The organism is Brucella thiophenivorans, from assembly GCF_002252445.1.
In the GTDB taxonomy this organism is placed as follows: domain Bacteria; phylum Pseudomonadota; class Alphaproteobacteria; order Rhizobiales; family Rhizobiaceae; genus Brucella; species Brucella thiophenivorans.
In genome coordinates this window covers 1-20,774 of sequence record NZ_NNRJ01000016.1, presented here as the reverse complement: position 1 = coordinate 20,774, position 20,774 = coordinate 1, and the positions used below count along the sequence as shown (strand labels likewise).

Genomic DNA, 20,774 nt, shown 5'->3' with positions numbered 1-20,774 from the left:
TTCAGTTATCCTGTTTTGTGCCCGCATGCAGATTATGCGCGGGCACGGGATTGAGCGTCATGGTTGTCTCGACATCTCTTAGCTTTACAAACGTCATGCCTTTTGCCTGAAGCGCTAAAATGCCTTTGGCTACACCTTCGCCTGCCGAACGGCTTGGCTGGTTGATATGCGAAATAATGACATCGCCATCGCGCGCCGCAGCAATGCGCTTTGCGACAACAGGTGCCAGCAAAGATGCACCCTGATCACCATTCAGCGAATATCCGCCAATCTTGTAGCCCATGCTTTCCGCAAGCTTCACCGCGTCGGTTGAATAACGTGCTGTGGCATCACGATACCAGAGCGGCTTTACAGCACCAGACTTGGTGATTGTCTCTGCACCGCCATTGATTTCAGAGCGAACAGCATCCAATGAACCCGCCGTTTTAATATTATACACGGTCGGCACATTGGTAATGGCCGGGACATGCATATTGCCATGGTTCTCAATGTCGAAAAGATCGGGATGGGCTTTCATCACGGCGAAAGCTTCTGCATTTTGCTTTAGCCAACGTGCTGTCACAAAGATGGTCGCCGGGATGCGGTTTTGAACCAGCACATCAAGAATACGGTGATCCGTTTTCCCCATGCAGGCATCCAGCGTCAGCGCCACTTGCGGCTTGGCCGGACCGCCTTTTGTGATGTGCAATTGCGGTTCGACAATGCTGATTTTCTCATGGACGCCCTGCTGCGGCAGCGCATCATAAGCGCTGGCGACAGTGCTAAAGTAAGCAATAACGGCCCCCGCCGTAAACAACTGACGAAACATAGCTGCCCCAATAAAAAAGTTCTGGTGCTTAAATTACTCAATTCAAGCGCCAGAACCAAAGCCGAATTATGGCATTCATTTTTTCCTGATTGCCGCCTGCGCCGCTGCCAGCCGTGCAATCGGCACACGAAACGGCGAACAGGATACATAATCAAGGCCGGTTTTCTCGCAGAAAGCGATCGAAGTCGGATCGCCGCCATGCTCGCCGCAAATGCCAAGCTTGAGCTGGTCGCGTGTTTTGCGCCCACGCTCGACTGCGATCTGGATGAGCTCCCCAACGCCATCAAGATCGAGCGATACAAACGGGTCCTGTTCGATCACGCCACGGCTCTGATAAGTCGAAAGAAACGGAGCTGCATCATCACGTGAGATGCCAAATGTCGTCTGCGTCAGATCGTTCGTGCCAAAGGAGAAAAACTCCGCAGTCTCGGCGATTTCTGCAGCGCGAAGTGCAGCACGCGGCAATTCGATCATCGTGCCGACCATATAGTCGATCTGAACGCCTGCCTCGCTCATGACCTCTTTTGCCACCGCATTAATACGTGCCTTGACGAAATCAAGCTCTGCCTTGAGGCTGACCAACGGCACCATGACTTCCGGAACTACCGGCTCGCCAGTCTTTTTGCCTGCTTCAACTGCTGCTTCAAAGATTGCGCGTGCCTGCATTTCGGCAATTTCCGGATAGGACACAGCCAGCCGGCAACCACGATGGCCTAGCATCGGATTGAACTCGTGCAGGCTATCGGCGCGCTCACGCAATTTTTCCGCGTCTACGCCCATAGCACTTGCTACTTCCGCAACCTCTTCATCTGTCCGCGGCAAGAACTCGTGCAAAGGTGGATCAAGCATCCGGATCGTGACGGGAAGCCCTTTCATGATCTCGAACAATTCGACAAAATCAGAGCGCTGCATCGGAAGAAGCTTTGCCAGAGCCGCACGGCGACCGTCTTCCTTGTCGGCCAAGATCATTTCACGCATCGCGATAATGCGCTCGCCCTCAAAGAACATATGCTCGGTGCGGCAAAGCCCAATGCCTTCAGCACCAAACGAACGCGCCGTGCGTGCATCGGCAGGCGTTTCCGCATTGGCACGTACCTTCATGCGCCGCGTCTTGTCAGCCCATTGCATCAGATGACCGAAATCACCGGAAAGTTCTGGCTGCAGCATGTCTACTTTGCCTTTGAGCACTTGCCCATTGCTGCCATCAACGGTGATCACGTCGCCCTTCTTGAAACTCTGTCCAGCAGCCAGCATGATGCCGTTGCGATAATCAACACGCAATGAACCTGCACCCGACACACATGGCTTACCCATACCGCGCGCGACAACGGCGGCATGGCTCGTCATGCCGCCGCGCGTTGTCAGAATGCCTTCTGCCGCATGCATGCCATGAATATCTTCAGGGCTTGTTTCAATGCGCACCAGAATGACATTCCGCCCTTCCGCTTTGACTTGTTCTGCATCTTCGGATGAAAACACAATCTCACCCGTTGCAGCCCCCGGCGAAGCAGGCAAGCCTTGGCCGATCACAATGCGTTCGGCCCGTGGATCAATGGTTGGATGCAAAAGCTGATCAAGCGCTGCCGGATCAATCCGAAGGACTGCTTCCTCTTCGCTGATCAGGCCCTCCTCGACCATTTCGACCGCCATTTTCAATGCTGCTTTCGCCGTGCGCTTGCCCGAACGGGTTTGCAACATCCAGAGCTTGCCGCGCTCGATGGTGAATTCGAGATCCTGCATATCGCGATAATGACGCTCAAGCTGGTCGGCAACTTTCAGAAATTCTGCAAAGGCATCCGGCATGACTTTTTCAAGCGAAGGCTTGTCAGAACCAGCAGCAATCCGCGCTTCTTCGGTGATATTCTGTGGCGTGCGAATGCCTGCCACAACATCTTCACCCTGCGCATTGACCAGAAACTCGCCATAAAGCTTCTTTTCACCGGTCGATGGATTGCGGGTGAAGGCCACACCCGTTGCGGAGGTTTCGCCCATATTGCCGAAGACCATGGCCTGCACATTGACCGCCGTGCCCCATTGCGCCGGAATGTTGTGCAGACGGCGATAGGTGATCGCACGCGCATTCATCCAGCTTGAGAAAACGGCACCAATGGCACCCCAAAGCTGTTCACGCGGATCTTGCGGAAAAGGCTCGCCAAGCTCTTCTTCAATCTTGGCCTTGTAAAGAGCGATGACTTCTTTCCAGTCGGAAGCGTCAAGTGCCGTATCGACTTCGACGCCCAAATCAGCCTTTTTGTCTTCGAGAATTTCTTCAAAAAAACCGTGATCGACACCCAGAACCACATCGGAATACATCTGGATAAAACGGCGATAGCTGTCATAGGCAAAACGCTCGTCGCCTGCTTCGTTCGCAATGGCCTGCACTGTCTGATCATTGAGGCCGAGGTTAAGAACCGTATCCATCATACCGGGCATGGATGCGCGCGCGCCAGAGCGCACCGAAACCAAGAGCGGCTTGTCAGTGCCGCCAAAATTACGTCCGGTCAGTTGGGCGACATGCTCCAGCGCTTTCTGCACCTGCTGATCGAGCTCATCAGGATAGGACCGCTCATTGTCATAATACGAAGTGCACAGTTCGGTGGTGATCGTAAAACCGGGCGGCACAGGCAGGCCAAGGCTGCTCATTTCAGCCAGATTAGCCCCTTTACCGCCGAGAAGGTTGCGATCGCTCGCAGCACCTTCTGCCTTGCCATCACCGAATGCGTACACCCACTTCGCCATTCTGGCCTCCCATGCGCAGATAACGGTCCGCAAAGTCTGTGGTTTTCCACAGGTTTGCAGAAACTATCTTCGTGCTTATGCGATCATGCCGCCGCCTGCCAATCAAAAAAGACAAAGGATCGTAATAGAATCGATTAGTTCGTCCGAAGCTCCATCTCAATATTGACTCCAATCGCAAAACGGGTCAAAAATAAGAACAAAAATAGAACGCACGGAGTTAATAATGCGTATAACCGGCAAGCTCGATTATCTTGAAATGCCTGCGCCCAATGGATCGCTGGATGCCGCAAAAAGTTTTTATGCACGCGCTTTTGGATGGTCCTTTGTGGATTATGGCCCGACTTATTCTGCTTTTGCAGAAGGTCTGGATGGTGGCTTTGATGCCGATCCGGAAGCGACGCGCAAACCTCTGCCAGTGTTGTATTCCGCTCAGCTCGAACAAACTCTGCAAGCTGTGACAGAAGCTGGTGGAACCGTTGTAAAGCCAATCTATGGATTTCCCGGCGGTCGCCGTTTTCACTTCACCGACCCTGCTGGCAATGAACTCGCTGTTTGGAGTGAGAAGTAAATTGCTTCGCACTTTTCGAGATGCAATATAGCATTTCACAAAACGAAACAGTATCAAAAGCCATGTCCAGTTCTCTATCATCACTCGAATCTGCCGCTAAATATCTGTCGCAAGCCGACAAGGATCAGTTCTTCAAGATCAAGCGTGAAATGGAAGCATCAAATGCTTCCAGAGCAAGCATTGAAGAGCGTCTTCACGCGTTTATCTGGCAAGTGATCGAAGCCGATGATGATGACGAAGACGAGAGCGAAAATGAAGAGTGATTTTCGCACGTAGAGCGGTTCCTGTTTCGACGAAATCGTAGGAACTGCTCTACCCCTTTGTTTTCACGCATTATCCAACGCATCATAGCAGGATGATAAATCAGTTCAGTGAACTGATTTCCCTGCGTAGACGCTTCACACTTTTACTGGAAATGCTCTATTTTTTATCGCATTATCCGACGCAAAACCGCTTCGCACTTTTGCTGGAAATGCTCTATTTTTTATCGCATTATCCAACGCAAAACCGCTTCGCACTTTTGCTGGAAATGCTCTTATGAATATCAGATGGCTTCGCGCAATTGCTCTGCGGTTTGCAAATCGACCGAGACAAGCTGGCTTACGCCCTGTTCACCCATTGTCACACCGAACAAGCGATTCATACGGGCCATAGTGATCGGATTATGCGTGATGATGACAAAACGCGTTTGCGTTGACGCCGCCATTTCGTCCATCAGATTACAATAGCGCTCTACATTATGATCGTCGAGCGGGGCGTCCACTTCGTCCAGCACGCAGATCGGAGCCGGATTGGTCAGGAACACCGCAAAGATCAGCGCCATAGCCGTCAATGCCTGCTCGCCACCTGAAAGAAGCGTCATTGTCTGCGGCTTTTTGCCGGGAGGACGCGCCAGAATTTCAAGCCCGGCATCGAGCGGATCATCGCTTTCGATGAGTTGCAATTCGGCAGTGCCACCACCAAAAAGATGCGTGAACAGGCGCTGAAACTGCACATTGACCACATCGAAAGCCGCGAGAAGTCGCTCGCGACCTTCGCGATTGAGGCTTTGGATTGCCTGACGCAGTTTTTTGATCGCTTCGATCACATCTTCGCGTTCGGAAACAATCGTATCAAGCCGTGCGGTGAGTTCCTGACTTTCTTCCTCGGCACGCAAATTCACCGCACCAAGCCGCTCGCGTTCGATACGCAGTCGTTCAAGTTGGCGCTCAAGCTGATCAGGATCGGGCATGCGATCCTCCGGCTTGAGACCGGTATGTTTGATGGCTTCATGCGGTGCACAATTGAGTGCCTCCCCAATGCGCGCTTCCGCGTCCTTCCGGCGTTCTTCGGCAGCCGTTAGACGCTCTTCGGCACGTGCGCGTTGTTCGCGACTTGTCGCAAGCTGCTGGATGGCAAGGGTTGCAACCTTGTCGAGTTCGGCCTGCGTTGCTTCGGCGTGGGCCAGAATATCAGCCGCCTGCTTGCGTCGTTCATCGGCTTGCGACAGCTCATTGAGAAGTGCGCGGCGACGGCTTGCGATCTCTTCGGGCGCTTCGGCCAAGGCTTCCGCTTCATCCGCAGTTTCCGCACGACGATCATTGAGTGCTGCGATCTGCTGCTGCGCACTTTCAGCGCGCGAAGCCCAGTTGCGGCGTTCAAGTCCAATCATGGAGAGACGCCGCAAACGATTATCCGCTTCACGGCGCTGACCTTCATAAGCAGCACGTGCTTCCGCAAGCCTTGCACGATCCGACTGCACCTGCGCTGCAAATACAGAATGGCGTTCACCGATTGCGCCAATATCCGGCATTTTATTGAGCCGGCCTTCGGCCTCAACCACCAGAATCTGCGCTTCATCAAGATTTTCCTCTAAGCGCGCCTTTGCTTCTTCAAAGCCTGCACGTTTGGTGGCCAGTTGCCCTGCAGCGCGCTCAACGGCTGCCAGAGCTTCGCGTGCATCATCGAGCTTGCGCTGTTTTGCGCGCCATACATCGCGCGCCACGCGTTCATGCTCAATCGCTTCACGAACAGAGGTTTCAAAACGCTGCACGGCTTGCTCGGCATTTTTCAGGCGACCGGCAGCACTTATGGCTTCATGTTCAAGTTCAGCCAGACGGTTCTTTTGTGCTAGGCGTTGCGCGGCAGGCGTTGGCGCATCTGCACTCGCCGTATAGCCATCCCAGCGCCACAAGGCACCGGCCTTGCTCACCAGTCGCTGTCCCGGACGCAATGAAGCCTGTAAACGTAAGCCATCCTGGTCGGAAACAACGCCCACTTGCGCAAGCCTTCGGCGCAATTGCTGCGGACCGTTCACAAAACTATCAAGCGGTGTTGCACCTGAAGGCAAGGAAGGATCAGTCTCCTGCGCCGGATTATAGGCCCAAAAGACGGGTGCCGCATCGTCGCTTGTCGCGTCAAGGTCTTCACCCAGCGCTGCACCAAGGGCAATTTCATAGCCCTTCTCGACCTGCAAATCTTCAACAACCGGGGGAAACTGGCCTGTCTCACCCGCATTAAGAATACGCGCCAATGTCTGTGCTTCGGTCTCAATCCGGTTAAGCTCGGTGCGCGCCTCATTCAAAGGATGACGGCTCTCCGTCTCCTGTTCGCGTGTGTGGCCCACCAATTCTTCGGCGGCAATCACCGCATCTTCGGAGGCTGCCAGCGCTTCAACTGCCGTTTCGACGACGAGACGCTTTTCAGCGGGGTCAAACAAGCCGCCGATCTGCTCGACAACCGCTGCAATATCGCGCTCGATATTGTCGATCTGGCTGATCAAGCGGTCACGCCGCGTCTGTGTTTCTTGCAACGCGCGTTCGATTTGGGTCCGTTCGGCAGCGGCCTCCGCACGCTCCGCCGTCACGCGCGCCAATGCATTTTCGCTGTCTTGCAAGCGGATTTCAGCACCTTCAAAAGACAAGCGTAGCTCTTCGTCGCGTTCGCCCGAGGCTTCATTGGAGGCAATCAGCTCCTGCTCTTCTTCGTCCAGTCGCCCAAGAATATCGGCGTTTTCACGCACCATCTGCTCTTCGCGCGCAATATCGGCAGTCAGTTGTTCAAGCCGCTTCATAAGCTCTGCCCGACGCACGCGGATACGACCGTCTTCTTCGTCGAGCTGGGAACGTGCGATCGAAAGCCGTTGCAGTGCCGCAGCAGCCTTGGCTTCCGCCTCGCGCATTTCAGGAAGCTTATGCGCGCCCACAGCCTGATCGCGCGCCGCATTCATTTGCGCCTGCGCCATATCGCCAACCACGGAAGTCGCCTGCGCAAGTGCGCTCTGCGCTTCGCCTTCCTGCGCTTTGGCCTGCGACCAGCGCAGATGAAGAAGTGAAGCTTCGGCACGGCGAATATCGGCGGACAACGCCTTGAAGCGATTGGCTTGACGCGCCTGACGTTTCAGACTTTCAATCTGACTGCCAAGCTCACCGACCACATCTTCCAGACGCTCAAGATTTGTTTCGGCTGCACGAAGACGCAATTCAGCCTCGTGACGACGCGTATGCAGGCCGGAAATACCGGCAGCTTCTTCCAGAAGTGCGCGGCGTGCCTGCGGCTTTGCCTGAATCAACTCGCCAATGCGCCCTTGACCGACCATGGACGGCGAACGAGCACCCGTCGATTGATCGGCAAAAAGCAGTTGCACATCCTTGGCGCGGGCTTCCTTGCCATTGATGCGATAAACGGAACCAGCCTCGCGCTCGATACGGCGAGAGACCTGCAATTCATCCTGATCATTATAAGCAGCGGGGGCTGTGCGGTCTGAATTGTCGAGAAACAGCGTAACTTCCGCCGTGTTACGCGCCGGGCGGGTGCCGGAACCTGAAAAAATAACATCATCCATGCCGGAAGCGCGCATGTTCTTGTATGAGTTTTCACCCATCACCCAGCGCAGAGCTTCAACGAGATTGGACTTTCCGCAACCATTCGGGCCGACGACACCCGTCAATCCGCCTTCAATGACGAATTCCATAGGCTCGACAAAGGATTTGAAACCGACAAGTCGTAGCTTGGAGAAGCGCATCAGATCGCTCCTTCTTCAAAAACGCAAAAAGCGGACGCAACGAAGCGTCCGCTTTTCATGCCGAAAGGCGGCTTAGAGCAGCTTGTCAATGATTGCCGACATCTCGTCAACCGAAAGGGCTCCAGCGTATTTCTGTCCATTGATGAAGAATGTTGGCGTTGCGTTCACACCAAATTCCTGCGATCCGCGTTCCATCGTGGCTCTCACATCATCGAGAAGTTGCTGGTTCGTCAAGCAAGCCTTGAACGACTCCTGTGTAAAACCTGCAAGTTTCGCGATTTGAAGCAATGCTGCTTCGCCATCGGCAGCGCCAGCCCATTGCTGTTGCTGCTTGAAGAACACTTCAACCATCGGGAAATAACGATCTTCAGGTGCGCAACGCGCCAGCATGAAGGCCGCGGTCGCGCGTGGGTCGAAAGGGAATTCGCGGAAGATCAGACGCGCTTTGCCCGTATCAATATATTTTTCCTTGATGGTCGGCAGCGTATTCACCGCAAAATCAGCGCAATGCGAACAGGTCAGCGACGCATATTCAATGATGGTCACCGGCGCATCGGCCTTGCCATAAACCATGTCTTTCAGCTTGCCAGCTTCTGCAACCTTGGCAGCATCGACACTTGCCTCAGAACTACGAGACTGTGCGCTTGCATTGCCAGCAAAAGCGATACCAGCGGCTGCGGCACCTGCAAGAGAAATAACATGTCTGCGATTAAGCGGTGCAGGCATACGAATCATCCATTCTTGTTTCAATGTTAATATTCGAGAACAATTTAGGGTGGCAGATTACTATTCACCAGCCCTGTTGCGATCAAATGAAAGTCAGCATTAATGATACATCAAATTTATGGCAGACCGCTCACTTCTTTGTACTGCGTTTCTCTGCGAGGATATTCTTGCCAAGACGTGCCAGTGCTGCACGCAGCGCATCGTCTTCAATTCCATCCGTCGCCTTGTCGATGCGGCGCTCTTCCGAAGGCGCTAAAGCTGGGAGACGTTTCGGACGTCGCTTGAAATCAATCGCCGGAGGCTTCTGTTCGATCTTGATGCGACCAATGGCTGAAAAGCCCAGAAACCCGTTCACTCTGCTGATTATTTCGCCAGTCTCATGCTGAATCTGCAAGGCCGCAAAGCCCTCACACGCAATGATCAATGTCGCCGGACTAAATGGATCATCTTCATGCAAACGCCGTGGCCAGAGAATCCGCAAGGGTCGTGATGATGACCCGATTGCAGCCCCCACAATATCTTCCCACGATTGCAACAGCGAAAGATTGATACCCGCACGTTTCTGCAACATCGGGTCCATGAGGCCAGAGGTCGTGTCAGAGAGCGGGCGGAATCCGCGTTTTGATTTCGGTTCCCTCATCGCTTTCCATTATAGCCGCGAAACCACTCAACAAACAAAGGAATACCTTCATCCAGCGTGGTTTGAGGGCTGAAACCAAGATCACGCGCCGCAAGCGTAATATCTGCATAAGTTCGCGGTACATCCGCTGCGGGCATAGGTTCAAGCTTGCGGATAGCTTCTTTGCCGCATGCTTTTTCAATTGCTGCGATGAAATCATTGAGCATCGTCGGGCGATTGTTACCCAGATTATATACCGGCGCGGTGTTATGCGGCTGTTCCAGAATGCGTTTGACCGCTCCCAACACACCGCTCACAATATCATTGACGAAAGTGAAATCGCGCTGCATTTCACCATTGTTGAAAACCCGGATCGGCTCACCTTTGAGGATTGCCGATGTAAACAACCACGGCGCCATATCGGGGCGACCAAACGGGCCATAGACCGTGAAAAATCGCAGGCCTGTCGAATAAAGCCCATGCACATGCTTATAGGAAAACGCAAGAAGTTCGCCGGAACGCTTGGTTGCCGCATAAACGGAAACTGGATGATCGACGGCATCGCTTTCCGAGAACGGGATTTTCTCATTCGCGCCATAAACCGAAGATGAACTGGCATAAACGACCGGTGGGCGCTTATCGAGCTTGAGCGCTGTCTCGAAAACATTCACCTGTCCCATGACGTTGGCGGAGACATAGGCCGCAGGGTTTTCAATGGAATAACGCACGCCGGCCTGTGCCGCGAGATGTACGATCACATCAGCATCCCGGTCTTGTCCGATAGATGCATTGAAAGCTTCTATATCGGCTATATCGGCTTGCGAAAAACGGAAGCCTTCATATGTCTGCAATTTTGCAAGGCGTGTTTCTTTGAGGTCGACCTGATAATAATCATTGAGATTATCAATGCCGATAACTTGCCAACCTTCATCCAGAAGCCGCGCTGCTGTGTGATAGCCGATGAAGCCAGCGGCCCCCGTCACGATGGCTTTCATAGATGTCATTTCCCGCAAATATAATTCGTAAGCCCAGCCCGACGGAATGCCATGACGCGACGTGAAGCAGCCGCATTCAAAGCAGCAATGAAGAACATGACCGACGCAATCGTGACCTCATGCAGCAATGGATTATGCAACATTCCATAGCTCGCGCAGACGAAAGCGAAATAGATCAGCGCACGACGCATCGCCCAGCTATCAGCAGTTCTCCAAAGATAAATGAAAATCGCAATGAAAGCCGCGAACATGAAGAACAGACCGACAATGCCGTCATTCAACAATTCATCAAGCACCGTATTATGAACGTGACGAAAGCCGGCCAGCATTGGTGCTTGTTCGCCTGCTTGCTCCCTGACAAGATTCATCTTCGAATAAGAGCCTACACCTGCTATCGGATGTTGCTTAATGATTGTGGCCGCACTTTCCCACATGACCTCACGAATATCGGCTGAGATTTTGTCTTCCCATTTAGAGCTATCGCCGCTGTCGTAATATTCAACCATTCCAGCAAAACGTTTGGAAATCGCATCACCAACCGGGCCAACAACGATAAGCGCAGCAAGTGCGGTCGCGAGCGCCACATAGACAGCCCCTTGCTGCTTAAGGTTATATTTACGCAGGAAAAGCACAATTTCGACCGCTGCAAATATCGGCAGAACAACAATCACGGCGCGTGTTTCTGATGTAAGAACAGCCGCTAAACCTAAAACCAGCCAGTGCGGTCCGTTTGGCAAATAGCGCGGCGCTTTTGAAATTGGAATTGCTGCCGAAATCGCAGCAACACCCGCAACAAAAGCAAACACCGCTTCATTACCACCAACGCCGATGCGTCCGCCCTGTGTCAGCACAAGGTAAATGACAGCCAACACCGTCAGAATGACGCCCGCACGTGAGCCTAGCACATAAGATCTCAGTGGGTTTTTGATCAGAACCATACCTGCGCCGGCAAAAGCGAACACGGCGATCAGCAATGTGTAACCAATCTGGCGGTTGCCTGAAAAAGGTTCGCCACGGTAAAGGATAAGCCCCAGCGACCAGGCGGCGTATAGAACAATGAAAATATAGAATTTCTTTGCAAAAAGCCTTGTCGTGTTGTGACGGGCAGCAGCCAAATAAATGCCCAGACAGGAAAAAACGAACAGAAGAATTGGACCGAAACCCAATCGGATCGGCATGGCCGCAGAAGCAACAGCCAAAGCCCAACTATCTATTCTTCTACGCACAAGAAATGACTTGCCTAAAAAACTCATTTCCCCGCCACTCCCAACCCCTTCGAGCCTAAAGCGTAAGCGATTCGTCTGATATAGTCAGTGGCTCTAAAGATAAGAGTGCTAATCCTTTTGTAGACAGGCAAACGCGCCTTTGCATAGGTCTCCCGACTATCCGCGATCGTTGAAAGTGCGACATGCGGAAGCTCAACCAAGGGCCGCTCAGTCAAATATAGCTCATAGTCCCCTGCCCAACCGCGCTCCAGTGCGACATCATAAGGCAGCGACATGGGTTTGATTGCCGCCAGCAGTTTTATTGCGCCCTTTCGGGTCAACAGATAAGCGGCCGAACTGCCCAATGGGCCATGTAAACAACGACCGATTGAATTACCGCCTTCAACTTTATCGAAGCGCCGATAAGCCGAGGTACGATGATTAACGAGTTTGATCACATCCCAGCCTTCCAGCTTTGACACGCTGGAAATGAAAGGCAGAAAATCAGGGGTAAAGCGCACATCATCTTCGACAACGACAGCATAGGGTTCCTGAGCCGCGATAATTGCTTCCAACGCCTTGATATGGCTAAAATAACAGCCAATCTCTGCTGGCAAAGCTATCTTGCCATGGCGGCGGCGGAACCCCGCCTCATCGAAATTACCAAGTTCGTCAGGCTGAAGAAGCTTACCTTCAACGGCTTCTACCCGACGTAGCTCGATACCAAACTGATCGGCACTTGCAGTCACATCATCCCAGCGCTGCGCAGAGCGCGCCAGATTAATGACATAAACCGGGACTGAAATACTCACAAATAATCTTTCTTTGTCATTCATTTGCCCTGTACCACGATGGGCCTATCTATCATAAAGTGCAGCATCAAACGCACTTCAATTTTATATCAATTCCCAAAATTCAGCGTTAATCCGAAATTACAGGCCGCCCTCAAATATCCGATCAATAATATCTATGCTCAAAACACTCAAATCCGACCGTACCAAGGCAATCCTCAACTGGTATGATCGCCATCACCGTATTCTGCCTTGGCGTGTAACGCCAGCGGAGCACGCGCGCGGTGTGACATCCGATCCTTACCGGGTCTGGCTTTCGGAAATCATGCTGCAACAAACGACCGTGGAGGCAGTCAAATCCTATTTCACGAAATTTATCGAACGCTGGCCTGACGTAATGGCGATGGCCAATGCCAGCGAAGACGACATTCTGAGAGCATGGGCAGGCTTGGGCTATTATTCGCGGGCGCGCAATCTCAAGAAATGCGCAGATATTATTGCCGCAAATTATAACGGGAAATTTCCATCAACGGCGGTCGGGCTAAAAGAATTGCCGGGCATTGGCGATTATACATCGGCAGCGATTGCGGCAATCGCTTTTGGGGAACAAGCAGCAGTGGTTGATGGCAATGTGGAGCGCGTTATCTCGCGGCTCTTTGCAATTTATACACCCCTGCCCGCAGCCAAGGCCCAAATTCGGATATTGATGGGGGAACTGACCCCGGAAGACAGGCCGGGCGACTTTGCGCAAGCTATAATGGATTTGGGCGCAACCATATGCACACCGCGACGTCCGGCTTGCGCAATTTGTCCAGTGAATGACGGTTGCGAAGCGCTGATTACACACGATCCTGAGAAGTTTCCGGTCAAGGCACCAAAAGCGCAAAAGCCAATACGTGTGGGCGCTGCATTCATCGCTATTGCTGATGATGACTCAATTCTGCTGCGCAAGCGCAAGGGAGAAGGTCTGCTTGCCGGAATGACAGAAGTTCCCGGAAGCCAATGGACGGCGCGTGTTGACGGCGATGCAACCATAGGCGCCGCGCCGTTTGCAGCAGATTGGGTGTCATCAGGCAGCATCACCCATGTTTTCACACATTTCGAGTTGCGCCTTTCCGTTTACGCGGTCAGCAATATACAAAAGCGCAACGATATGGATGGCTGGTGGTCGGCCTGTTCAGAACTTGAAAATGAAGCGTTGCCAACGGTTATGAAAAAAGCAATCAGCGCTGCTGTTCCGGCAGCGTTTAAACAACTCAAACGGGGGAGGAAAAGCCGTTGAGCAGCCCAGTCAAACACGTGGTTTTCGATATTGGCAAAGTGCTTTTGCATTATGATCCTGAACTGGCCTATCTCGAAGCGATCCCGGACGCTACCGACCGCCGCTGGTTTCTGGATAATATCTGCACGGGCGAATGGAATATCGAGCAGGATCGGGGTCGAAGCTGGCACGAAGCGGAAGCGCTTCTGATCGAATCCTATCCTGAGCGCAGCGAGCAAATTCGGACATTTCGTCAAAACTGGAATCTCATGGTGCCGCATGCCTATGAAGGCAGCGTTACCATTTTGCGTGGATTGATTGCGCAAGGCAATGACGTGACCATGCTCACGAACTTCGCTTCCGACACGCTGCGCGAAGCACAAGGTCGCTTTCCATTTCTCACCGAAAGTCGTGGTGTCACGGTTTCAGGCGAAATTCGCCTTTTGAAACCGGAACGCGAAATTTACGAGCACCATGTTGCAAGCTTCGATCTTGATCCAGCTGCAACGCTTTTCATCGATGATAGTATGGCCAATGTCGAAGGTGCTAAATTAGCAGGCTGGCAAGCCGTGCATTTCACCGGCGCATCCAAACTTGCGGATGATCTTAGAGGTTACGGCCTCTCTTTTTGAAACTAAGTCCGGTAAAAAAAAGACACCCGAAGCACTTCGCCTCGAGTGTCTTTTTATCAGACTTTGTTGGAGGTCGTCCGATAGTAAGTCCAGTATACTTATTTATCGCGTATCTTTTCCGAAAACCGCATCACACTTTTCCTGATGCGCTTTATGCGCCAGCGGCGGCCATCTCATCGCGGATGACCTTGCGCAGATCATCGATTGGCTTCAACACACCGGCTTCTTCATAGTGCCAGAAAGTCCAGCCATTGCAGGCATCAAAGCCTTGTACTTTCGCACCAATGCGATGAATGGAACCTGCTTCGCCATTGGCAGCCAGAGTTCCATCAGCACGAATAATCGCTGCATGGCGGCGGCGCGCATCCGACAGAACCGTACCCGGCCGTAGGAGGCCAGATTCAATGATCGAAGTGAAAGCGACACGTGGTTCTGCGCGCTTGCCGGTCATCACGGTCAGTTCAGCCTTACCAAGCGGCTCGACCGCTGCAATGCGGGCAGTTGCTGCATCGATGTAATCCTGCTCACGCTCAACACCGACAAAGTGACGACCAAGACGCTTCGCAACTGCGCCCGTCGTACCCGAACCGAAGAACGGATCAAGGATGACGTCGCCCGGCTTGCTCGACGACATCAGAATGCGTGCAAGCAATGCTTCCGGCTTCTGGGTCGGATGGACTTTGTCGCCGTTCTCGTCCTTCAGGCGTTCCGAGCCTGTGCAGATCGGAAACAGCCAGTCAGAGCGCATCTGCACATCGTCGTTCGCCGCTTTCATAGCGTCATAATTGAACGTGTAGCCTTTGCCCTTTTCGTCGCGCGAAGCCCAGATCAGCGTTTCATGCGCGTTCTGAAAGCGACGACCACGGAAGTTTGGCATTGGATTGGTCTTGCGCCAGATAACATCATTGAGGAGCCAGAAACCAATATCCTGAAGCTGTGAGCCGACGCGGAAAATGTTGTGATACGAGCCAATGACCCAGATTGTGCCATTCGGCTTCAGCACGCGGCGGCAAGCCATCAGCCACGCGCGGGTGAAAGCATCATAGGCCTGAAAACTGTCAAACTGGTCCCAATGATCGTCAACCGCATTGACCATGGTCTGATCCGGGCGGTGAAGATCGCCACCTAGCTGCAGATTATAGGGAGGATCAGCAAAAATGACGTCCACGGAATGATCCGGAAGACGTTCCAGAGCGGAAACGCAATCCCCCTTGATGATAGAGTCGAGCCAAGCGGTACGTGGGGCCTCAATAGGCAACTCATGTGCAAGACGTACTAGGGACATGGGATACTCGATTACTTGTGAACGCTAAAAACTTGTCCCTATGGTTACTGAACAGGGTAAATATGCGGTTAACGCCAAGTGATTGAAATCGTAAACCTTTTCTTAATGATCGGGAATAAGCCCGCATTTGCTGGGTTCGGCCAGACAACGTAACTTTGATAGTTTGCGTTCGGCCATATTAAAGCCGCCAACAAATAGCAGTTGAAACCAGAAAAATGGTTCGATCCATAAGGCTTGGTTATTCGTTTCGGCCTATAACTGATCCAAAGATTAAAACTGATTTGCGTGTCTGTCCCATGTGTTGTCATGAATATCAATGAACTGCGTCACAACCGGTATTTACGAATCCTCTTTGTGCCTTTTCGCATGCGCGCACTCGTGCGCGGCAGTGAAATAGGCCTTGTCATTGCGGGTGCTTTCATTGGCATCGTCTCCGCTCTGGTCGTTGCGGCTATCGCCGGTATTTCCCAGTGGATGCATCAGGCACTTTTTGGACTTGCCGATGGTGAGAGACTAAGTGCCGCTTCCCAGCTTGACTGGACTGCCTACATCGCACCGCTCGCAGGCGGCATTCTTATGGGCATTATTATTTGGGTTCTGGCACGCTGGCGCAAGAAGCCGATTGTCGATCCCATCGAAGCCAATGCACTACATGGCGGGCATTTGTCGTTGACAGACAGTTTTATTCTTGTGGGACAAAACCTTGTTTCCAATGGCTTTGGCGCCTCTGTTGGGCTTGAGGCTGCCTATACCCAGCTTTCCAGCGGTTTCGCATCACGTATAGGACGTTCATTAAAATTACGCCGGGCTGATTTGCGCACCTTAGTGGGCTGCGGAGCCGCTGCGGCGATCGCCAGCGCATTTAATGCGCCGCTTACCGGCGCATTTTATGCTTTTGAGCTGATTATCGGCGTTTATTCCATTGCGACATTGGCCCCTGTGGTGGTTGCAGCAATCGTCGGCATGTTGGTGACGCAGGCCATCGGCGGTGCACCTTTGGTGATCCATGTCGGCCAACTTGAAGGCATTGCGGCGCGTGATTATGTGCCTGCGCTTGTGCTGGGCTTTCTGGCTGCAGGCATTGCTATTCTCATCATGCGCGGCGTCACAACTGTCGAACGTATCGCTCGCAAAAGCGTTGTGCCGACTGTGTTGGCACCAGCGATTGGCGGGGCGATTGTCGGCATGATTGCCTTTGTTGCGCCGCAGGTTTTGGCCTCGGGTCACGGAGCGCTTCATCTTGATTTGAATGCAAATCTGACAATTCCGGTACTCTTACTTTTGATCTTTGCCAAATCGCTGGCATCGGCCATTTCGATTGGTTCGGGGTTTCGTGGCGGATTGTTTTTCGCGTCACTTTTTCTGGGAGCGCTGACAGGCAAACTCTTTGCGGCACTTACCGGTTACGTTTTGCCGCTAACGCTGGAACCTGAGGTCTATGCGGTCATCGGCATGAGTGCGATGGCAGTGGCAATTATCGGCGGACCATTGACGATGACATTCTTAGCATTGGAACTCACCGGCGATTTCCCGATTGCAATGCTTGTGCTGGGCGCTGTCGTGTCATCGTCGCTGATGGTTAGAAAGACATTCGGCTATTCGTTTGCCACTTGGCGCTTCCACTTGCGCGGCGAAGCAATCCGTTCGGCGCATGATATTGGCTGGGTGCGCAATCTCACCGTTAACCGCATGATGCGTCATGATGTGCGCACGGTTTCCATCGACACCGATATTGAAACATTCCGCCATGAATTCCCGCTCGGTTCAACGCAGCGGGTTATTGCTGTCGATAAAGAGGGCCGCTATGTCGGCATGATCCCCGTGCCTGAAGCCTATTCGGAAAGCTTTGACAGCACCGATAATGCAAAAGGCATCATTGATTTGCTTCGCTATCAGGACGAATTTCTATTGCCTCAGATGAACGCCAAGGAAGCCGTCGTACGCTTCGACCGTGCTGAAGCAGAAGCGCTTGCGGTGATAAACGATGCAAAAGAACGCAAAGTGCTTGGGCTTCTCAGCGAAGCCCACACTTTGCGTCGATACAGCGAAGAACTCGACAGGCGCAGACGCGAGGTTTCAGGGGAGGTTTGACCTATTGCGATGTCTCGGTTGTGGGTTCGGTTCCACGGTTTTCCGGCGTAACGCTGTAGTAATATGGTGACGCAACAACAAACGCTAAAACAAAAGCAACTGCGATAATAAACAGTACAACGGATTTCCGCATAAACTTCTCCTTCACAGGAAAATGAAACTGCGCACGGTGCATATCGTTCCCAGGGATATGTTGAATTGAGCTTCAAAAGTTTGACGCGAAAGATATAAAGGTGTAGCTCATCCCCTCAATTTTGGTGAGCACTGTTGCTCTTTCTTCTGCGTTTAAGGCTTATGACATGACGGCTCCCTCCCTGATTATTTTCGACTGTGATGGCGTATTGGTGGATTCAGAAGTTATCGCAGCAGAAGTCGACGCAGCACTTTTGACAGAAGCAGGCTATCCGATTGAAGCGGCCGAAGTGGGGGAACGCTTCGCTGGCCTCACTTGGCAGGACATCCTTCTGACGGTTGAGCGCGAAGCAGGCATTCCTATTTCCGCATCCCTTCTCGACAAAGCCGAAAAGCTGCTTGACGAACGTTTGAAAAACGAAGTGCAGGCAATTGAAGATATTGTCGAGGTCGTGTCTGCACTTGATCTGCCAAAATGCATCTGCTCGAATTCGACCAGCGTTCGCCTTGAACTCATGCTCAAGCGCGTCGGGCTTTATGATCTTTTTGAGCCAAATATCTTTTCGGCACGTGAGGTTGGATCGAAGAAGCCAAAACCTGCGCCAGATGTCTTTCTTCATGCCGCAAAGCATTTCGGTGTCGATCCGGCTAACGTAATTGTGATTGAAGATTCAGCCCATGGCATTCATGGCGCGCGTGCCGCAGGTATGCGAGTGATCGGCTTTACCGGCGGCGCTCATACCTATCCAGGCCATGCTGATAAATTGACGGATGCAGGCGCCGAAACCGTCATCCATCGCCACAAGGACTTGCCAAGCGTGATCGAAGCTTTGTCGATCTGGACTGATGCCTGATCCCAGAGCATTTCCAACAAAAGTGCGTGAGCTTTTTGCGTAGGATAATGCGATAGAACAAATACTTGGCGCGTTTCGATCAGATTTTATCAAATCGAAGCTCTATCTATTTATTTTAACGCGCATCTTATCTGATCAGAGCGCGGAGAAATTAGTCCAGTGGACTAATTTCTCCGCGCAGGAGTTTCATATTTTTCGGGATGCGCTCCCCCTCTCCCGAAACATTTTTCGGAAGAAGCATCCGCTATAATTTAAGCGGCGCTACGCTTGCTCTTGCTTTTCACTGCCGCATTGAGTGTAGCGAGAAGTTCTTCAGACTCGCTTTCGCTCAGGCCGATCATAAGTCTGTCACCGATGGAGGCAGGTTCATCGGTTGCGAGGTCAAAAATTGCCCAAGTGTCCGTTGGTTCAAGAACGCGTTCATATTTTGGTTTCATGGGTCTAAGCTCAGAACGTGCATTACCGCCCTGCCCCTAATGTTTTGGTACAGTTACTCGTAAAAGATCCACCCTGTCCATTTTAAGGCAGAGCTATCTCGTTCGTTACTGTTTTACACTAAACATCTTGCGATTCATTTCACAGAAACGGTCGAAATCAGCAAAAACTTTAAAGATTACTTCTATAGTTAATTTTTGTTTCGTTTTGGCAAATCGTTCGAAATAGATTCGTGTTAAAATGGAAGCAGTGAAAATGCTCTATCTGTTTGTTTTTATGTAAACCCCAAAAATCGTTCTAGAGTTCCGGGAGCCACTTTAAACAAGTGCATATAGCGTCATTAGGCAAAATTAAGCCCCCGATACAGACTTGGGTCGCCCACGTCTTTTTGCCGAAGAAACATTGCCGACAAGCGCATGAACCCCAGCCAAATCGACCGGCTTTCCAAAAAACCAGCCCTGCCCGATAAGTTCCGTACAAATACCACGGAAATACTCGACCTGAGATTCCGTTTCGATACCTTCAACAACGACACCAAGACCATGCTGATGCGCCATTGAAATAATTTGTGGCACTATGGAAACGGTATCAGCATCATTTCCCACGGTACGCGTAAAAGCTTTGTCGATCTTGATTGCATCAACCTTCAATTCATCGAGATAGGCAAGGCTCGAATAGCCTGTTCCAAAATCGTCTATATAAACCTTATGGCCTCGCTCGCGAAGCTGCTTGATCCCTTCACTGGCTTTTGCAAAATCGACAGGCGTGCGCTCGGTTAATTCCAGTCCGATCTGTTCAGGCCTGATATTGGCTGCGCTTAAACGCTCGCCGATGGTTCTCATAAATTCGACGCTTTGCAGATCGCTGGCAGTGATGTTAATATTAATATACAATGCAGACTGCTTTTTTAGCAGTCCGCTCATCTCCTTGATGACGCGATTAAGGACATAAATTGTTACTTTGTCGGCAAGGCCTTGCGCTTCTGCTTTAGCGATAAAAAGATCAGGCGGAACGTAGTCGCCCTTGGTTATTTCCCAGCGAATAAGCGCTTCAAAACCGACGATCTTTCGGTTGCTTATATTTACGACAGGCTGATAGACAAGCGTCAGTTCATTAGCAGCCAGCGCTTTTTTCAACAGTGAAATCAATGATCGGTCACGATTGCGGTAATAGCTCCAGCCGATGACTATGCCACCACCAACAAGCATTCCAAGGCTGATAAAGACTATCGGCAACAACCCATCCGCGTTGCCCTTCCAGTTGGGAGAAGTGGCCACGAAGATACAAACGCCTGAGCTTTTATCGCAAGCTCTCTGCTCCACAGCACCGTCTATTACATCGAAAGGGCGATCACCATTCTTAGGAAAGAATCCGCTTCGGACTTCGCTCGGAAAATCCTTCGGGTAGCTGTAAAAGCGAGCAAGCTGGGTATGATCTTCATTCATCATAAAAACAGCGAAATCATACTGAGGAATCTGAAATGCATCAAAAGCAACAGCGCTTAGTACAACATTTGCTTCACTTCGGCCGATAATCGGTCCATGGCTACCCGGCGTAATGAGCTCCTCGTCACGATAAATATAGGTTTTATCCTTTAGAGCCTGAATCATAATGAATGTAACGATATCAG

18 protein-coding genes are annotated in these 20,774 nt (G+C 51.8%); 6 read left to right on the top strand and 12 right to left on the bottom strand.

What is annotated here, in order from left to right; all coding sequences use genetic code 11:
- Position 1: 1 nt before the first annotated feature.
- A complete protein-coding gene (locus CEV31_RS08305; protein ID WP_094506601.1) occupies positions 2-808 on the bottom strand; it encodes a polysaccharide deacetylase family protein in 807 nt (268 codons plus the stop codon).
- Between the two features lie 75 nt (positions 809-883).
- Complete coding sequence (gene ppdK, locus CEV31_RS08300; RefSeq protein ID WP_094506600.1) at positions 884-3,547, bottom strand: pyruvate, phosphate dikinase; 2,664 nt, start codon at positions 3,545-3,547, stop codon at positions 884-886.
- 223 nt (positions 3,548-3,770) lie between these two features.
- Between ppdK and CEV31_RS08295 the strand changes: the two genes are divergently transcribed.
- Together CEV31_RS08295 and CEV31_RS08290 are read left to right on the top strand one after the other, a co-directional pair.
- Positions 3,771-4,115: a VOC family protein gene (locus CEV31_RS08295; protein ID WP_094506599.1), complete on the top strand. Its 345-nt coding sequence runs from the start codon at positions 3,771-3,773 to the stop codon at positions 4,113-4,115.
- A 62-nt stretch (positions 4,116-4,177) separates the two neighbouring features.
- Positions 4,178-4,378, top strand: coding sequence for a hypothetical protein (locus tag CEV31_RS08290; RefSeq protein ID WP_094506679.1), 201 nt, complete (start codon positions 4,178-4,180; stop codon positions 4,376-4,378).
- A 281-nt stretch (positions 4,379-4,659) separates the two neighbouring features.
- On the opposite strand, the gene smc is transcribed toward CEV31_RS08290, so the two are convergent.
- The 6 genes from smc to CEV31_RS08260 form a co-directional block, all read right to left on the bottom strand.
- Positions 4,660-8,118, bottom strand: a complete 3,459-nt coding sequence (gene smc, locus CEV31_RS08285) for a chromosome segregation protein SMC (protein ID WP_094506598.1) — start codon at positions 8,116-8,118, stop codon at positions 4,660-4,662.
- 72 nt (positions 8,119-8,190) lie between these two features.
- A complete protein-coding gene (locus tag CEV31_RS08280; RefSeq protein WP_094506678.1) occupies positions 8,191-8,844 on the bottom strand; it encodes a DsbA family protein in 654 nt (217 codons plus the stop codon).
- Positions 8,845-8,974: 130 nt separating this feature from the next.
- Positions 8,975-9,484 (bottom strand): DUF721 domain-containing protein, encoded by a 510-nt coding sequence (locus tag CEV31_RS08275; protein WP_094506597.1) that lies wholly within the window; start codon positions 9,482-9,484, stop codon positions 8,975-8,977.
- Positions 9,481-10,458, bottom strand: coding sequence for an NAD-dependent epimerase/dehydratase family protein (locus CEV31_RS08270; RefSeq protein WP_094506596.1), 978 nt, complete (start codon positions 10,456-10,458; stop codon positions 9,481-9,483). Before CEV31_RS08270 ends, CEV31_RS08275 begins: the two co-directional genes overlap by 4 nt.
- Before the next feature lie 5 nt (positions 10,459-10,463).
- Positions 10,464-11,711, bottom strand: coding sequence for an O-antigen ligase family protein (locus CEV31_RS08265; RefSeq protein WP_094506595.1), 1,248 nt, complete (start codon positions 11,709-11,711; stop codon positions 10,464-10,466).
- Positions 11,708-12,475 (bottom strand): glycosyltransferase family 25 protein, encoded by a 768-nt coding sequence (locus tag CEV31_RS08260; protein WP_094506677.1) that lies wholly within the window; start codon positions 12,473-12,475, stop codon positions 11,708-11,710. The genes CEV31_RS08265 and CEV31_RS08260 overlap by 4 nt, the downstream gene beginning before the upstream one ends.
- A 157-nt stretch (positions 12,476-12,632) precedes the next feature.
- Here CEV31_RS08260 and mutY point away from each other — a divergent pair, with 157 nt between their 5' ends.
- Together mutY and CEV31_RS08250 are read left to right on the top strand one after the other, a co-directional pair.
- Positions 12,633-13,736, top strand: a complete 1,104-nt coding sequence (mutY, locus tag CEV31_RS08255; protein WP_094506594.1) for an A/G-specific adenine glycosylase — start codon at positions 12,633-12,635, stop codon at positions 13,734-13,736.
- Positions 13,733-14,347 carry an HAD family hydrolase gene (locus CEV31_RS08250; protein ID WP_094506593.1) on the top strand — a complete coding sequence of 205 codons (615 nt, stop codon included), beginning with the start codon at positions 13,733-13,735 and terminating at the stop codon, positions 14,345-14,347. The genes mutY and CEV31_RS08250 overlap by 4 nt, the downstream gene beginning before the upstream one ends.
- Before the next feature lie 151 nt (positions 14,348-14,498).
- Here CEV31_RS08250 and CEV31_RS08245 read toward each other — a convergent pair whose 3' ends face one another.
- A complete protein-coding gene (locus CEV31_RS08245; protein ID WP_094506592.1) occupies positions 14,499-15,632 on the bottom strand; it encodes a site-specific DNA-methyltransferase in 1,134 nt (377 codons plus the stop codon).
- Between the two features lie 306 nt (positions 15,633-15,938).
- Between CEV31_RS08245 and CEV31_RS08240 the strand changes: the two genes are divergently transcribed.
- Complete coding sequence (locus CEV31_RS08240) at positions 15,939-17,723, top strand: chloride channel protein (RefSeq protein ID WP_094506591.1); 1,785 nt, start codon at positions 15,939-15,941, stop codon at positions 17,721-17,723.
- Position 17,724: 1 nt separating this feature from the next.
- Here the strand turns inward: CEV31_RS08240 and CEV31_RS21405 are convergent, their stop codons facing one another.
- The gene (locus CEV31_RS21405) at positions 17,725-17,856 is read right to left on the bottom strand and encodes a hypothetical protein (protein WP_268876327.1); all 132 of its coding nucleotides are present in this window, start codon (positions 17,854-17,856) and stop codon (positions 17,725-17,727) included.
- 166 nt (positions 17,857-18,022) lie between these two features.
- Here CEV31_RS21405 and CEV31_RS08235 point away from each other — a divergent pair, with 166 nt between their 5' ends.
- Positions 18,023-18,709, top strand: coding sequence for an HAD family hydrolase (locus CEV31_RS08235; protein ID WP_094506676.1), 687 nt, complete (start codon positions 18,023-18,025; stop codon positions 18,707-18,709).
- 251 nt (positions 18,710-18,960) lie between these two features.
- Here CEV31_RS08235 and CEV31_RS08230 read toward each other — a convergent pair whose 3' ends face one another.
- Both CEV31_RS08230 and CEV31_RS08225 read right to left on the bottom strand, forming a co-directional pair.
- Positions 18,961-19,146, bottom strand: a complete 186-nt coding sequence (locus tag CEV31_RS08230) for a hypothetical protein (RefSeq protein ID WP_094506590.1) — start codon at positions 19,144-19,146, stop codon at positions 18,961-18,963.
- 348 nt (positions 19,147-19,494) lie between these two features.
- Positions 19,495-20,774: EAL domain-containing protein (locus tag CEV31_RS08225; protein ID WP_143850911.1), on the bottom strand; the 1,280-nt coding region annotated here is incomplete at its 5' end.

Coding starts and splice junctions, on each gene's coding strand:
- CEV31_RS08305 (WP_094506601.1), bottom strand. CDS start 808: ATGTTTCGTCAGTTGTTTACGGCGGGGGCCGTTATTGCTTACTTTAGC.
- ppdK (WP_094506600.1), bottom strand. CDS start 3,547: ATGGCGAAGTGGGTGTACGCATTCGGTGATGGCAAGGCAGAAGGTGCT.
- CEV31_RS08295 (WP_094506599.1), top strand. CDS start 3,771: ATGCGTATAACCGGCAAGCTCGATTATCTTGAAATGCCTGCGCCCAAT.
- CEV31_RS08290 (WP_094506679.1), top strand. CDS start 4,178: ATGTCCAGTTCTCTATCATCACTCGAATCTGCCGCTAAATATCTGTCG.
- smc (WP_094506598.1), bottom strand. CDS start 8,118: ATGCGCTTCTCCAAGCTACGACTTGTCGGTTTCAAATCCTTTGTCGAG.
- CEV31_RS08280 (WP_094506678.1), bottom strand. CDS start 8,844: ATGCCTGCACCGCTTAATCGCAGACATGTTATTTCTCTTGCAGGTGCC.
- CEV31_RS08275 (WP_094506597.1), bottom strand. CDS start 9,484: ATGAGGGAACCGAAATCAAAACGCGGATTCCGCCCGCTCTCTGACACG.
- CEV31_RS08270 (WP_094506596.1), bottom strand. CDS start 10,458: ATGAAAGCCATCGTGACGGGGGCCGCTGGCTTCATCGGCTATCACACA.
- CEV31_RS08265 (WP_094506595.1), bottom strand. CDS start 11,711: ATGAGTTTTTTAGGCAAGTCATTTCTTGTGCGTAGAAGAATAGATAGT.
- mutY (WP_094506594.1), top strand. CDS start 12,633: ATGCTCAAAACACTCAAATCCGACCGTACCAAGGCAATCCTCAACTGG.
- CEV31_RS08245 (WP_094506592.1), bottom strand. CDS start 15,632: ATGTCCCTAGTACGTCTTGCACATGAGTTGCCTATTGAGGCCCCACGT.
- CEV31_RS08240 (WP_094506591.1), top strand. CDS start 15,939: ATGAATATCAATGAACTGCGTCACAACCGGTATTTACGAATCCTCTTT.
- CEV31_RS21405 (WP_268876327.1), bottom strand. CDS start 17,856: ATGCGGAAATCCGTTGTACTGTTTATTATCGCAGTTGCTTTTGTTTTA.
- CEV31_RS08235 (WP_094506676.1), top strand. CDS start 18,023: ATGACGGCTCCCTCCCTGATTATTTTCGACTGTGATGGCGTATTGGTG.
- CEV31_RS08230 (WP_094506590.1), bottom strand. CDS start 19,146: ATGAAACCAAAATATGAACGCGTTCTTGAACCAACGGACACTTGGGCA.